At 62.8% G+C, this 14,187-nt stretch carries 16 protein-coding genes; 7 read left to right on the top strand and 9 right to left on the bottom strand.

Features of this window, described 5'->3' with window-relative positions; genetic code table 11:
* Nucleotides 1-27 precede the first annotated feature (27 nt).
* Nucleotides 28-951 (top strand): hydroxymethylbilane synthase, encoded by a 924-nt coding sequence (hemC, locus tag JX25_RS01135; protein ID WP_128253296.1) that lies wholly within the window; start codon nucleotides 28-30, stop codon nucleotides 949-951.
* 57 nt (nucleotides 952-1,008) lie between these two features.
* Nucleotides 1,009-1,437 (top strand): OsmC family protein, encoded by a 429-nt coding sequence (locus JX25_RS01140; RefSeq protein WP_128253297.1) that lies wholly within the window; start codon nucleotides 1,009-1,011, stop codon nucleotides 1,435-1,437.
* Nucleotides 1,438-1,473: 36 nt separating this feature from the next.
* Here JX25_RS01140 and JX25_RS01145 read toward each other — a convergent pair whose 3' ends face one another.
* The 9 genes from JX25_RS01145 to JX25_RS01185 all read right to left on the bottom strand — a co-directional run bounded on the left by JX25_RS01145 (nucleotide 1,474) and on the right by JX25_RS01185 (nucleotide 7,138).
* The gene (locus JX25_RS01145; RefSeq protein ID WP_128253298.1) at nucleotides 1,474-1,941 is read right to left on the bottom strand and encodes a GNAT family N-acetyltransferase; all 468 of its coding nucleotides are present in this window, start codon (nucleotides 1,939-1,941) and stop codon (nucleotides 1,474-1,476) included.
* A 28-nt stretch (nucleotides 1,942-1,969) separates the two neighbouring features.
* Nucleotides 1,970-2,749: a succinate dehydrogenase iron-sulfur subunit gene (locus JX25_RS01150; RefSeq protein WP_128253299.1), complete on the bottom strand. Its 780-nt coding sequence runs from the start codon at nucleotides 2,747-2,749 to the stop codon at nucleotides 1,970-1,972.
* Nucleotides 2,750-2,752: 3 nt separating this feature from the next.
* Entirely contained in the window at nucleotides 2,753-3,043 is a 291-nt protein-coding gene (locus JX25_RS01155; RefSeq protein WP_128253300.1) for a hypothetical protein, read from the bottom strand.
* Nucleotides 3,043-3,363: a hypothetical protein gene (locus JX25_RS01160; protein ID WP_128253301.1), complete on the bottom strand. Its 321-nt coding sequence runs from the start codon at nucleotides 3,361-3,363 to the stop codon at nucleotides 3,043-3,045. The genes JX25_RS01155 and JX25_RS01160 overlap by 1 nt, the downstream gene beginning before the upstream one ends.
* The gene (sdhA, locus tag JX25_RS01165) at nucleotides 3,363-5,165 is read right to left on the bottom strand and encodes a succinate dehydrogenase flavoprotein subunit (RefSeq protein WP_128253302.1); all 1,803 of its coding nucleotides are present in this window, start codon (nucleotides 5,163-5,165) and stop codon (nucleotides 3,363-3,365) included. The genes JX25_RS01160 and sdhA overlap by 1 nt, the downstream gene beginning before the upstream one ends.
* Before the next feature lie 9 nt (nucleotides 5,166-5,174).
* Entirely contained in the window at nucleotides 5,175-5,546 is a 372-nt protein-coding gene (gene sdhD / locus JX25_RS01170) for a succinate dehydrogenase, hydrophobic membrane anchor protein (protein ID WP_128253303.1), read from the bottom strand.
* Nucleotides 5,547-5,555: 9 nt separating this feature from the next.
* The gene (gene sdhC, locus JX25_RS01175) at nucleotides 5,556-5,939 is read right to left on the bottom strand and encodes a succinate dehydrogenase, cytochrome b556 subunit (protein WP_128253304.1); all 384 of its coding nucleotides are present in this window, start codon (nucleotides 5,937-5,939) and stop codon (nucleotides 5,556-5,558) included.
* Between the two features lie 184 nt (nucleotides 5,940-6,123).
* Entirely contained in the window at nucleotides 6,124-6,327 is a 204-nt protein-coding gene (locus JX25_RS01180) for a DUF1737 domain-containing protein (RefSeq protein WP_128253305.1), read from the bottom strand.
* A gap of 7 nt (nucleotides 6,328-6,334) precedes the next feature.
* Entirely contained in the window at nucleotides 6,335-7,138 is an 804-nt protein-coding gene (locus tag JX25_RS01185; RefSeq protein WP_128253306.1) for an HpcH/HpaI aldolase/citrate lyase family protein, read from the bottom strand.
* 185 nt (nucleotides 7,139-7,323) lie between these two features.
* Between JX25_RS01185 and mdh the strand changes: the two genes are divergently transcribed.
* The 5 genes from mdh to JX25_RS01210 all read left to right on the top strand — a co-directional run.
* The gene (gene mdh, locus JX25_RS01190) at nucleotides 7,324-8,286 is read left to right on the top strand and encodes a malate dehydrogenase (RefSeq protein WP_128253307.1); all 963 of its coding nucleotides are present in this window, start codon (nucleotides 7,324-7,326) and stop codon (nucleotides 8,284-8,286) included.
* Between the two features lie 238 nt (nucleotides 8,287-8,524).
* Nucleotides 8,525-9,718 carry an ADP-forming succinate--CoA ligase subunit beta gene (sucC, locus tag JX25_RS01195; protein ID WP_128253308.1) on the top strand — a complete coding sequence of 398 codons (1,194 nt, stop codon included), beginning with the start codon at nucleotides 8,525-8,527 and terminating at the stop codon, nucleotides 9,716-9,718.
* Between the two features lie 3 nt (nucleotides 9,719-9,721).
* A complete protein-coding gene (sucD, locus tag JX25_RS01200; RefSeq protein WP_128253309.1) occupies nucleotides 9,722-10,609 on the top strand; it encodes a succinate--CoA ligase subunit alpha in 888 nt (295 codons plus the stop codon).
* A gap of 55 nt (nucleotides 10,610-10,664) precedes the next feature.
* Nucleotides 10,665-13,631, top strand: coding sequence for a 2-oxoglutarate dehydrogenase E1 component (locus JX25_RS01205; protein ID WP_128253310.1), 2,967 nt, complete (start codon nucleotides 10,665-10,667; stop codon nucleotides 13,629-13,631).
* Nucleotide 13,632: 1 nt separating this feature from the next.
* Nucleotides 13,633-14,187 (top strand): biotin/lipoyl-containing protein (locus JX25_RS01210; RefSeq protein WP_338323015.1); only part of this gene is annotated, 555 nt, incomplete at its 3' end.

Raw genomic sequence — 14,187 nt, forward strand, 5'->3', positions numbered from 1 at the left:
AGCCGATACATGGATCATATGGATCACATGCCCACCCCCGATGCACCGCTGAAGATCGGCACCCGCGGATCGCCCCTTGCGCTGGCGCAGGCTTTTGAAACGCGCGACCGGCTGATGGCAGCCTTTGGCCTGGCTGATGATTGCTTTGCCATCGTTCCGATCAAGACGACGGGCGACCGTGTTCAGGACCGTGCCTTGCGGGAACTGGGCGGCAAGGGCCTGTTCACCAAAGAGATCGAAGAGGCGCTTCTGGACGGCACAATCGACATCGCGGTCCATTCGATGAAGGATATGCCGGTGGCGCAGCCCGACGGGCTGATCCTTGATACTTGGCTGCCGCGGGAAGATGTCCGCGATGCCTTCATCGCGCCGGGATTTGGCGGGATAGCCGATTTGCCGAAAGGCGCGGTTGTCGGCACCTCCAGCCTGCGGCGGCGCGCGCAGCTTCTGGCGCGGCGGCCGGATCTTCAGGTGGTCGAATTCCGCGGAAACCTGCAAACGCGGATGCGCAAGCTGGCCGAAGGCGTTGCGCAGGCCACCTTCCTTGCGATGGCGGGGCTGAACCGGATGGGCCTGTCTGTCGGGCAGGCGCCCATCGCGCCCGAGGATATGCTGCCCGCCGTGGCGCAAGGTGCGATCGGGATCGAACGGCGGCTGGATGATGCACGTGTCGCGCGGATGCTGGAGGCGATCCACCATCAGCCCACGGCCGAACGGATCGTGGCGGAACGCGCCTTTCTTGCGACGCTGGACGGATCTTGCGAAACGCCCATTGCCGCACTGGCCGTGGCAGTGCCCGAAGGCCTGTGGCTGCGCGGAGAGATCCTGCGCACCGATGGCAGCGAGGTGCTCATGGGCGAGCGGCGCGGCCCAGTCGCGGACGGCCCTGCCATGGGAAAGGATCTGGCGCGAGAGCTGCTGTCCCGCGCCGGTCCCGGCTTCTTCGATTGAAACCGGGCCAGGCGGGGCTAGTTGCCTGATCCGTATCCCGTTACAGAGGAGAAGATCATGGCTATCGTGAAAAAAGGTTCGGCAAAGTGGTCGGGCGGCCTGAAAGACGGCAAGGGCGCGATCTCGACCGAGAGCGGCGCACTGAACGGCCACCCCTATGGTTTCGCCATGCGCTTCGAAGGCGTAAAGGGTTCCAACCCGGAAGAGCTGATTGCTGCGGCACATGCCTCCTGCTTCACCATGGCGCTCTCGAAGGCGCTGGAGGAAGCCGGCCATCGGGCGGATGATCTGCAAACGGCTGCTGCCGTGACGCTGGACAAGGAAGGCGCAGGCTTTGCCGTGACGAAATCTGTGCTGACGCTGACGGCGAAGGTTCCGGGCATCGACGAGGATGCGTTCCAAAGCATCGCAGCCGATGCAAAGGCCAACTGCCCGATTTCCAAGCTGCTGAACACCGAGATCACGCTGGACGCGACGCTGGTCTGATCCGGCAGGGCGGGGCGGTTCTGCCGCCCCTGCCTGTTACAGGCGGCCCAGCACCCAGCATTGCGACAGGGCCGGCTTGCCTGCGTGGTCAAGCACCGCGTCGTGATCGTGCCGCGCGCCAAGCTTCGCCACCGCCTTCTGCGAGCGGATGTTCGTGGGTGCGATGTGAAACCATACATGATCGAAATGTTCGAAGGCATGGGCCAGCATCAAACGCTTCATCACGCTGTTGGTGGTGCCGCCCCAGTAGGCGCAGTCTATGAAGGTGAAGCCAATGGCGATATCTTCGGGCGCATCATGCGTTTCATAGAAGCGGGACGCGCCGATGATCGTATTGTTCTTTTCGACAACCAGCGACTTTCGCGGAAGCAGGAAGTCGAAGTAGGGGCCGAACACCTCGGGCTTCCAGCGATCATGCGCGGGATGGCCGGCCCATGTCGCAGGATTGGCCGCCGCCCGCATCAGACCGTCACGATCGACGTCCGTCAGCGGGCGAAGGAACAAGCCCCCGCCCTGAAGCGAGGGCTGCGGATCAAACAACGCGGTCGACCATCATCTTCTTGATTTCGGAAATGGCCTTTGCCGGGTTCAGACCCTTGGGGCAGGTCTTGGCGCAGTTCATGATCGTGTGGCAGCGGTAAAGCTTGAACGGATCTTCCAACTCGTCCAGACGTTCGCCCGTTGCTTCGTCCCGGCTGTCGATGATCCAGCGATACGCGTGCAAAAGCGCAGCCGGACCCAGATAGCGATCGGAGTTCCACCAGTAGCTGGGGCAGGCGGTGGAGCAGGAGGCGCACATCACGCACTCGTACAAGCCGTCCAGCTTTTTGCGATCTTCGATCGACTGGCGCCATTCCTTGGCGGGCCGGTTCGTCTTGGTTTCCAGCCACGGCATGATCGAGGCGTGCTGGGCATAAAACAGCGTCAGGTCGGGAATGAGGTCCTTCACCACCGACATGTGCGGCAGCGGATAGATCTTCACGTCGCCCTTGATCTCGTCCAGGCCATAGATGCAGGCGAGGGTGTTGATCCCGTCGATGTTCATCGCGCAGGATCCGCAGATGCCTTCGCGGCAGGACCGGCGGAAGGTCAGCGTGGGGTCGATATCGTTCTTGATCTTGATCAGCGCGTCCAGAACCATCGGGCCGCACTTGTCCATGTCCAGGAAGTAGGTGTCGACCCGCGGGTTCTCACCGTCATCCGGGCTCCAGCGATAGATCTGGAACTTGCGGACGTTGGTCGCGCCTTCGGGCTTCGGCCATGTCTTTCCGGTGCGGATCTTCGAGTTCTTCGGCAGTCTGAACTGTGCCATTGGTCATCCCCTCCAATCAGGGCGCTCGTAGAGCGGACGAGAGGGCATCTCGCCCGATTTCTGATAGACGCAGGTCTGGTAAACAGCTGCCGGATCGCGTCTCATTAAAAAGTCCGACGATGCGTTGATCTCCACGCCGGTATAGGTATGGCCACCCGACCCCATGCCGATCTCGACATGGCCGCGCGGACGTTCGGCCAGTTCGGCACGGCGGAAGCAGGCCGCCTCCGCCTCCTCGCGCGGGATGGGGCCACAGGCCGCCAGCGCCAGCAGAAGAAGCCCCGCCCGCCGCATCAGTAGGTCATCCCCGCCAGCGCGGGCAGCCCCTGAGAGGTCAGGCACTGCATCGTCGACGGGCGCGATACGATGCCCATGACCGTCTGCACCGTCGTGGTTCCCGCACGGGTTCCCACATCACGGGCAAGGACTGAAATCTCGCCGGCATTCGCATTGTCGATGATGCAGTTCGAGGCCGCTTCGGCCTGTCCGGACGGCATGTATTGCGCCACCACGGGATTCACGACCGACTTGGCCGCCCGCCGCGCCACGTTGTCGGCGACCGTCTGCGGAGAGCAGGCGGCCAAAGCCAAGATGGTGACGGCGGACCAGCGCATCAATAGACCCGTGCCTTCGGCGCGATCTTCTTCAGATCGATGCCGCCTTCGTCCTGCTTGGTCAGCGGGTCCAGATGCACGGGGCGGTAATCCAGCCGCACCTCGGTGTCTTCGACCCATGCCAGCGAGTGCTTGCGCCAGTTCTCGTCGTCGCGGTTCGGATAATCCTCGTGTGCGTGGGCACCGCGGGATTCCTTGCGCGCCTCGGCCCCGACAACGGTCGCCAGCGCGTTCGGCATCAGGTTCGTCAGTTCCAGCGTTTCCATCAGGTCGGAGTTCCAGACGAGGCTGCGGTCGGTCACCTTCAGATCGGTAACCTTGGCCGCGATGGCCTTCATCTTGTCCACGCCTTCGGCCAGCGTCTTGTCGGTCCGGAACACGGCCGCATCCGACTGCATGGTGCGCTGCATCTCCAGCCGCAGTTCGGCGGTCGGGATGCTGCCCGAGGCATAGCGGAAGTGGTCGAATCGCGCGAAGATCGCATCCACTGCCGAACGGTTGACGGGATCGTTGCGCAGTTTCGGGTCCACAACCTCGGCCGCCTTGATGGCCGCAGCCCGACCGAACACCACAAGGTCGATCAGCGAGTTGGAGCCGAGGCGGTTCGCCCCGTGAACGCTTGCGCAGCCAGCTTCGCCCACGGCCATCAGGCCGGGGAAGACCGCATCGGGATTGCCTGCGGTCGGGTTCAGCACTTCGCCCCAATAGTTGGTGGGGATGCCGCCCATGTTGTAGTGGACGGTCGGAAGAACCGGGATCGGCTCTTTCGTCAGGTCCACGCCGGCAAAGATGCGCGCGGATTCGGAAATTCCCGGCAGACGTTCGTGCAGCGTTTCCGGCGGCAGGTGGTTCAGGTGCAGGTGAATGTGGTCCTTGTGTTCACCCACGCCGCGGCCTTCGCGGATCTCCATCGTCATGCAGCGCGAAACCACGTCACGCGACGCCAGATCCTTGTAGGTCGGGGCATAGCGTTCCATGAACCGCTCCCCTTCCGAGTTGGTCAGGTAGCCACCTTCGCCGCGTGCGCCTTCGGTGATCAGGCAGCCCGAGCCATAGATGCCCGTCGGGTGGAATTGCACGAATTCCATGTCCTGAAGGGGCAGGCCTGCGCGGGCCACCATGCCGCCACCATCGCCGGTGCAGGTATGGGCCGAGGTCGCGGAGAAGTAGGCACGGCCATAGCCGCCCGTGGCCAGCACGACCATCTTGGCGTTGAAGACGTGCATCGTGCCGTCATCAAGCTTCCAGGCCACGACACCGGTGCAGCGACCGTCCGTCATGATCAGGTCCAGCGCGAAATATTCGATATAGAATTCCGCGTTGTGCTTCAGCGACTGGCCATACAGCGTGTGCAGGATGGCGTGGCCCGTGCGGTCGGCCGCGGCGCAGGTGCGCTGCACCGGCGGGCCTTCACCGAATTCGGTGGTGTGGCCGCCGAAGGGGCGCTGATAGATCTTGCCTTCTTCGGTCCGGCTGAACGGAACGCCGTAATGTTCCAGTTCGTACACGGCCTTGGGCGCTTCACGGGCGAGGTATTCCATCGCATCCGTATCGCCCAGCCAGTCCGACCCCTTCACGGTGTCGTACATGTGCCACTGCCAGTTGTCCGGCCCCATGTTCGACAGCGACGCCGCGATGCCACCCTGTGCGGCAACGGTATGCGAACGGGTCGGGAAAACCTTGGTCACGCAAGCGGTGCGCAGACCTTGTTCGGCCATGCCCAGCGTGGCGCGAAGGCCCGCGCCGCCGGCCCCCACCACCACGACGTCATAGTCATGCGTCTCGTATTCGTAAGCAGCCATTGTCTTTCCTTACAGCGCGAGCTTGACCAGCGCGAACACGCCCAGCCCGATGCAGATGTAGCTGAAGGCCGTTGCCAGCAGGATCAGCGAGCGGCGGACATACGCCTTCGAGTAATCCTCGAACATGACGATCGCGCCGTTCTTGAAGTGCAGCATGCTGACCACCAGCGTCAGGCCCGCAACAACCGCCGGGAAGGGGCGGGAGTAATAGGCAAGCACTTCGTCATAGCCCGAGCCGAGGGCAGAGCCGAAGGTGAACATGAACAGCGGGATCAGGATGATCAGCGCGGCAGCGCTCAGTTGCGTGCTCCAGTAATGGTGCACGCCAGAATGCGCCGAGCCGAGGCCCCTGGCGCGCTTGTAGTCGGTCACGTAGCGCATGATGCCTCCTCAGACCAGCACGAGGGTGATGAGAGTCAGGACGACCGAGCCGACGAGGCAGGCAATGCCCAGCCGTTCCGCCGTGCGGATTTCCATCGCAAGGCCGGCATCCCAGATCAGGTGGCGCAGGCCGGCCAGCAGATGATACCACATCCCCAGCACCGACAGCGACATCACCAGATCACCGAACCACGAGGTGATGAATCCGTCAGCCGTCCGGAACGCGTCGGGCCCCGATGCCGCGGCAACAAGCCACCACACGATGAGGATCACGGCCACCACCATGGCATTGCCGGTGATTCGGGTCAGGATCGACGTGATCGAGGTGATCTGCGGACGATAGACCTGAAGGTGGGGGGAAAGAGGCCGCTGAATCCGTTTCGCTTCAGCCATGTTCGAACCCTTTTCTTGCTTGCACGCCCGCAGGCGAGTGGGGCGGGCTGGCTGGTTTTCGCAGTTCTGTCATATCTGACTGTATACCAAAGTCACGTGCCGCGAACCCCTGCATCGCCCGTTTTACATGCAGCGCGTCAAAAAAATCATGCTTGTGATCACGAACATCCCGCCCGTGATCACATCATTGCTCGCCCAGCTTCATGTCCGGCGAATACTCTCCCGGCACCTCTTTCACCACGGCCTGGCCGCAGCGCATCACGCCCTTCGTAGCGTCGAAGCTGTAGGTGGGGCTTCCGTAAAGCTCCCATCCCTTGTTCAGCGCGGCCGTGATCTTGTGGCAAAAGGCCGAGGTGTCCTCCTCGGTCAGCAGGCGGTAAAGTTTCATCCGGTCCTCATGGGGTTATGGCTTCGTGAAGCGCGAGGGTGCGGCGGGCCATCTCGACATGCAGGGCTTCGACGATGCGGCCCTTCATGACGGCGACACCATCGCCGCGGGCTTCGGCTTCCTCATGTGCCACGATCTGGGCGCGGGCAAGCGCGACCGCCTCGGCAGAGGGGGAGAACACCTCGTTCACCGGCGCGATCTGGGACGGGTGGATAACGGTCTTGCCGTCAAAGCCCATGTCTCGGCCTTGCCGCGCCTCTTTCACCAGCGCGTCTGTATCGGTGATGGAGGTGTGGACGCCGTCGATCACAGCCTTGCCCGCGGCTCGCGCGGCCAGAACACAGGTTCCGAGGGCGTGGTGCAGGCCAAGGCGGTCCGGATGGTCCGGCAGGCGCAATTCGCGGGCAAGATCATTGGTGCCAAGGATCAGGCCCGCAACGCTTGCATGTGCGGCGATGGCGGGGGCGTTCAGCACCGCCAGCACCGTTTCCATCATGACCCACAGCGGGCAGGGCGCGTCAGGCAAATCGGCTGACACAACCTTCGGCAGTACGATCCCGTCCATCGGCAGATCGGCCAGCGCAGGAATATCGGCAGCCGTGTTCACGCGCACCAATCGCAGGCGGCGGCCGTAATCGTTGCCGCGCAGCGCCTCGCCCAGAAGCGCCCGCGCCTCGTTCTTGCGGGCGTGGGTCACGGCATCCTCCAGATCGAAGATGATGGCGTCGCACGGCAGATCCCGGGCCTTGGCCATGGCCCGCAGATTGGTCGCCGGGACATAAAGAACCGAACGCAATAGCCTTGCCGTCATCTCCGCCTCCTCCGGTGCCGCGGATACTGGATCAGCTTCGCGCGGGCGCCGCAAGGACTTGCGACACGGCAAGACGCAGGCTACCACGCCCATGCGGGAGGAGGAGAAGCCCTGCAGACTTGCCCGGAGGGGCCGCGGGGGCTACCCATTCCAGCGTCACAATCCCAATGGACCGGAGACATTTCATGGCCAGACCCAAGATTGCACTGATCGGCGCGGGGCAGATCGGCGGCACGCTCGCCCACCTTGCCGCGATCAAGGAACTCGGCGACGTCGTGCTGTTCGACATCGCGGAAGGCACGCCGCAGGGCAAGGCGCTGGATATCGCGCAGTCGGGACCGGCCGAAGGCTTCGACGCAAGCCTGAAGGGCGCGAACAGCTATGAGGATATCGCTGGCGCGGATGTCTGCATCGTGACGGCGGGCGTGCCGCGCAAGCCGGGCATGAGCCGCGACGACCTGCTGGGCATCAACCTGAAGGTCATGAAATCCGTGGGCGAGGGCATCCGCGAACACGCCCCGAACGCCTTCGTGATCTGCATCACCAACCCGCTGGACGCGATGGTCTGGGCCCTGCGCGAATTTTCGGGCCTGCCGCACAACAAGGTCGTCGGCATGGCCGGCGTGCTCGATTCGGCTCGCTTCCGCCACTTCCTGTCGCTGGAGTTCAACGTTTCCATGCGCGACGTGACGGCCTTTGTTCTGGGCGGGCACGGCGACACGATGGTGCCGCTGACCCGTTATTCCACCGTGGCCGGCATCCCGCTGCCCGACCTGGTGCAGATGGGCTGGACCACGCAGGAAAAACTGGACGCCATCGTTCAGCGCACCCGCGACGGCGGCGCCGAGATCGTCGGCCTGCTGAAGACCGGTTCGGCCTTCTATGCCCCGGCCGCTTCGGCGATCGAGATGGCGGAAGCCTACCTGAAGGACCAGAAACGCCTGCTGCCCTGCGCGGCCTATGTCGACGGCGCTTTCGGCCTGAACGGCATGTATGTCGGCGTCCCGACGATCATCGGCAAGGACGGGATCGAACGGATCGTGGACATCCGCATGAACAGCGACGAACAGGCGATGTTCGATAAGTCTGTCGATGCCGTGAAGGGTCTTGTGGCCGCTTGCAAGGAAATCGATTCGACGCTGGCCTGATCCGCTTCGGGCAGAATAATGAAGGGGCGCGTTCTTCGGAGCGCGCCTTTTTCTTTGTTCCATAATGCTGCATCGCCGCATCCAATGCTGCAGGGCAGATATTGTGATCACACTGCTTGATACTGTGATCACAACAAGCGTTTTTCCGCTGATTAAGGCGGATTTCCATCGGAATCCGTTTTGCAGTTGCCCATATCCATGTCATCGAGATGACAAATCACCAGCATGGGACATTGCCATGAACATCCATGAATATCAGGCCAAGGCGCTTCTGCGCGACTATGGCGCGCCGGTTTCCGACGGGCGCGTCGTGCTGAAGGCGGATGAGGCCAAGACGGCAGCGGGTGAGCTGGGCGGCCCGCTTTGGGTCGTGAAGTCGCAGATCCACGCGGGCGGCCGCGGCAAGGGCAAGTTCAAGGAAGCCGCTGCCGGCGAAAAAGGTGGCGTGCGTCTGGCCAAGTCGGTGGAAGAAGCCGAAGAGCTGGCCAAGCAGATGCTGGGCCGCACGCTGGTCACGCACCAGACCGGTCCTGCCGGCAAGCAGGTGAACCGCATCTATATCGAAGACGGTTCGGACATCGAGCGTGAGTTGTATCTTGCGCTGCTGGTTGATCGTGTCACGTCGCGCGTGTCCTTTGTCGTTTCGACCGAAGGCGGCATGGACATCGAGGAAGTCGCAGCCTCGACCCCGGAAAAGATCATCAGCTTCTCGGTCGATCCGGCTTCGGGCCTGTCCGATTTCCACGGCCGCCGCGTCGCCTTCGCCCTTGGGCTGGAAGGTGCGCTGGTCAAGCAGTGCGTGGCGCTGGTCAAGCTTCTCTACAAGGCCTTCATCGAGAAGGACATGGAGATGCTGGAGATCAACCCGCTGATCGTGACGCCGCAAGGCCAGATCAAGGTGCTGGACGCCAAGGTCAGCTTCGACGGCAACGCCCTTTACCGTCATCCCGAAATCGCCGCCCTGCGCGACGAAACGGAAGAAGACGCGAAAGAGCTGGCAGCGTCCAAGTTCGACCTGAACTACATCGCGCTGGACGGCGAGATCGGCTGCATGGTCAACGGTGCAGGCCTTGCCATGGCGACGATGGACATCATCAAGCTTTACGGCGCAGAGCCGGCCAACTTCCTGGATGTCGGCGGCGGCGCCACGAAGGAAAAGGTGACCGAAGCGTTCAAGATCATCACCTCCGATCCGAACGTGAAGGGCATCCTCGTCAACATCTTCGGCGGCATCATGCGCTGCGACATCATCGCGGAAGGCATCATCGCCGCCGTGAAGGAAGTGGGCCTTCAGGTTCCGCTGGTCGTGCGCCTTGAGGGCACGAACGTGGATCAGGGCAAGGAGATCATCGCGAACTCTGGCCTGAACGTCATCGCGGGCGACAACCTGTCCGACGCCGCGCAAAAAATCGTCAAAGCGGTGAAGGGGTAATCCATGGCCGTTCTCGTCAACGAAAACACCAAAGTCATCTGCCAGGGCCTGACCGGTTCGCAGGGGACGTTCCACACGGAACAAGCCATCGCCTATGGCACGAAGATGGTCGGCGGCGTGACGCCGGGCAAAGGCGGGCAAGAGCATCTGGGCCTGCCGGTTTTCGACAGCGTTCACGATGCGAAGGCCAAAACCGGCGCCAACGCCTCGGTGATCTATGTTCCGCCGCCCTTCGCGGCCGACTCGATCCTTGAAGCGATCGACGCGGACATGGAGCTGATCATCTGCATCACCGAAGGCATTCCGGTGCTGGACATGATGAAGGTGAAGCGTGCGCTGCTGAACTCCAACTCGCGCCTGATCGGGCCGAACTGCCCCGGCGTCATCACGCCGGACGCGTGCAAGATCGGCATCATGCCGGGCCACATCCACAAACGTGGCTCCATCGGTGTTGTTTCGCGCTCGGGCACGCTTACCTATGAAGCCGTGAAACAGACGTCCGACCTCGGCCTCGGCCAATCTTCGGCGGTTGGTATCGGCGGCGACCCGATCAAGGGGACCGAGCACCTCGAAGTGCTCGACATGTTCCTGTCGGATCCTGAAACCGAAGCCATGATCATGATCGGCGAAATCGGCGGATCCGCCGAAGAGGAAGCCGCCCAGTTCCTGGCCGACCAGCGCCAGAAAGGCCGCTGGAAGCCGACCGCAGGATTCATCGCAGGCCGCACGGCACCTCCGGGTCGCCGCATGGGCCATGCCGGTGCCATCGTGTCCGGCGGCAAGGGCGATGCGGAATCCAAGATCGCAGCCATGAAAGAAGCCGGTATCGTCGTCGCCGAAAGCCCCGCCCACCTGGGCGAGGCGGTGATGAAGGCGCTTGGTCGCGCATAATCCTAACGCGTCGCCCCTCCGGGGGGCGGCGCAACCTTATTTGTCAGGTGCAGCCATGACGGAACAAAGCCCCAACCAACAATTCCACGCCTCCGCCTTCATGGACGGGGCGAACGCCGATTATATCGACCAGCTTCAGGCGAGATATGCCGCCGATCCGACCAGCGTCGATGAACAGTGGGCCGAGTTCTTCAAGGCACTGGGCGAAAACGATCAGGACGTGAAGCGTGCTGCGGAAGGCCCCAGCTGGGCCCGTGCCGACTGGCCGCCGCAGCCGGTAGACGATCTGACGGCCGCGCTGACGGGCGAATGGCCGATGATGCCTGCCGCCGACGCGAAGGCCGCCGCGAAGAAGATCACCGGCAAAGCCGCCGAGGCTGGCGTGCAGGTTTCCTCGGACCAGCTTCAGCGTGCCGTGCTGGATTCGATCCGTGCCATCATGCTGATCCGCGCCTACCGGATCCGCGGTCACCTGGCCGCCGATCTGGATCCGCTCGGCATGCGCGACGTGGCGCATCACCCCGAACTGGATCCCAAGACCTATGGTTTCACCGAGGCGGATTATGACCGCCCGATCTTCCTGGACAACATCCTGGGCCTGCAGGTCGGCAGCCTCCGCCAGATCCTGGAGATGGTGAAACGCACCTATTGCGGCACCTTTGCGCTGCAATACATGCACATTTCCGATCCCGAACAGGCCGCATGGCTGAAAGAGCGGATCGAGGGCTATGGCAAGGAGATCGCCTTCACGCGCGAAGGCCGCCGCGCCATCCTGAACAAGCTGGTCGAGGCCGAGGGCTTCGAGAAGTTCCTGCATGTGAAATACATGGGGACGAAACGCTTCGGTCTGGACGGCGGCGAAAGCCTGATCCCCGCGATGGAGCAGATCATCAAGCGCGGTGGTCAGCTTGGCGTGAAAGAGATCGTCATCGGCATGCCGCACCGGGGCCGCCTGTCGGTTCTGGCCAACGTCATGCAGAAGCCCTACCGCGCGATCTTCAACGAGTTCCAGGGCGGCAGCTTCAAGCCGGACGATGTCGACGGTTCGGGCGATGTGAAGTACCACCTCGGTGCCTCGGCCGACCGCACGTTCGACGGCAACAACGTCCACCTGTCGCTGACAGCGAACCCTTCGCACCTTGAGGCGGTGAACCCCGTCGTGCTGGGTAAGGTCCGCGCCAAGCAGGACCAGTATCACGACACGGAAAGCCGCGCGGCGGTGCTGCCGATCCTTCTGCATGGCGATGCCGCCTTCGCAGGTCAGGGTGTCGTGGCGGAATGCTTCGGGCTTTCGGGCCTGCGGGGTCACCGCACCGGCGGGACGATCCACATCGTCGTGAACAACCAGATCGGCTTCACGACGGCACCGTCCTTCTCGCGCTCCTCGCCCTATCCGACGGATATCGCGCTGATGGTGGACGCCCCGATCTTCCACGTGAACGGCGACGATCCCGAGGCCGTGGTCCACGCCGCGCGCGTGGCGATCGAGTTCCGTCAGAAGTTCCACAAGGATGTGGTTCTGGACATCTTCTGCTATCGCCGCTTCGGTCACAACGAAGGCGACGAGCCGATGTTCACGAACCCGGCCATGTACCAGAAGATCCGCAAGCAGAAGACGACGCTGCAGCTTTACACGGATCGCCTGGTCAAGGACGGCCTCATCCCCGAGGGCGAGATCGAGGACATGAAGGCGCAGTTCCAGTCGATGCTGAACGGCGAATTCGAATCCTCCAAGGATTACAAGCCGAACAAGGCCGACTGGCTGGACGGCCGCTGGAAACACCTCAACCGTGAAGGCGAGGAGTATCAGGCGGGCCAAACTGCCATCGCCCCCGATACGATGGCCGAAATCGGCAAGGCGCTGACCACGGCACCCGAGGGGTTCGAACTGCACAAGACGGTTTCGCGCCTGCTGGATGCCAAGAAGAAGATGTTCGAAACTGGCACCGGCTTCGATTGGGCCACGGCCGAGGCGCTCGCCTTCGGATCGCTGGTCATCGAAGGCTTCCCCGTGCGTCTTTCGGGTCAGGATTCCACCCGCGGCACGTTCAGCCAGCGCCACTCTGCCTTCGTCAACCAGGCGACCGAGGAGCGGTATTATCCGCTGAACAACATCCGTCAGGGCCAGTCGCGCTATGAAGTGATCGACTCGATGCTGTCGGAATATGCGGTTCTGGGCTTCGAATACGGCTACTCGCTGGCCGAACCCAACGCACTGGTGATGTGGGAAGCCCAGTTCGGCGATTTTGCCAACGGCGCCCAGATCATGTTCGACCAGTTCATCAACTCGGGCGAGTCCAAGTGGCTGCGGATGTCAGGCCTGACGATGCTGCTGCCGCATGGTTACGAAGGGCAGGGGCCGGAACACTCCTCCGCCCGTCTGGAACGCTTCCTGCAGATGAGCGCGAACGACAACTGGATCGTTGCCAATGTTTCGACACCGGCAAACTATTTCCACATCCTTCGCCGCCAGCTGCACCGGACCTTCCGCAAGCCGCTGGTACTGATGACGCCGAAATCGCTGCTGCGCCATCCGATGTGCATCTCGGATGCGGCGGACTTCACCGATGGTTCGACGTTCCACCGCATCCTGTGGGATGACGCAGAGCGCGGCCATTCGGATCTGAAGCTTCGCCCCGATGCCGAGATCAAGCGCGTCGTCATCTCCTCGGGCAAGGTCTATTTCGACCTGCTGGCGGAACGTGACAAGCGCGGTGCCGATGACGTCTATCTTCTGCGTCTTGAGCAGTTCTATCCCTTCCCGGCCCTGTCGCTGGTGAAAGAGCTGGAGCGCTTCAAGGATGCCGAGATTGTCTGGTGTCAGGAAGAACCCAAGAACCAGGGCGGCTGGACCTTCGTGGAGCCGAACCTTGAATGGGTGCTGACGCGCATCGGCGCGAAACATTCGCGCGCGGTTTATGCGGGACGTGCGGCTTCCGCCTCGCCCGCGACGGGTCTTGCCTCTCGCCACAAGGCAGAGCAGGAATCGCTTGTGAACGAAGCTTTGACGGTAGGGGGCTGATATGGCGACCGAAGTACGTGTTCCGACACTGGGCGAAAGCGTCTCTGAAGCGACGGTTGCCACCTGGTTCAAGAAGGTTGGCGACAGCGTCGCGCAGGACGAGATGCTGTGCGAACTTGAAACCGACAAGGTGACGGTGGAGGTGCCTGCACCTGCCGCCGGCACCCTGACGGAAATCGTCGCCGCCGAGGGCGAAACGGTTGGCGTGAATGCCCTGCTGGCGCAGATTGGCGAAGGTGCGGCGAAACCAGCCGCCCCGGCAAAGACGGAAGACACCGGCACCAAGCAGTCCGGTTCGGGAGAAGCGAAGATGGTCGATGTGATGGTCCCCGCCCTTGGGGAAAGCGTCTCGGAAGCGACGGTTGCCACCTGGTTCAAGAAGCCGGGCGACGCAGTGGCGCAGGACGAGATGCTGTGCGAACTGGAAACCGACAAGGTATCGGTCGAGGTTCCGTCCCCCGCAGCGGGCATCCTTGGTGAGATCGTTGCCAAGGAAGGCGACACGGTTCCGGCAGGTGCGAAGCTTGCGGTGATCCAGGCTGGCGAAGGCGCAGTC

Source organism: Falsirhodobacter deserti, assembly GCF_004015795.1.
Taxonomy (GTDB): domain Bacteria; phylum Pseudomonadota; class Alphaproteobacteria; order Rhodobacterales; family Rhodobacteraceae; genus Falsirhodobacter; species Falsirhodobacter deserti.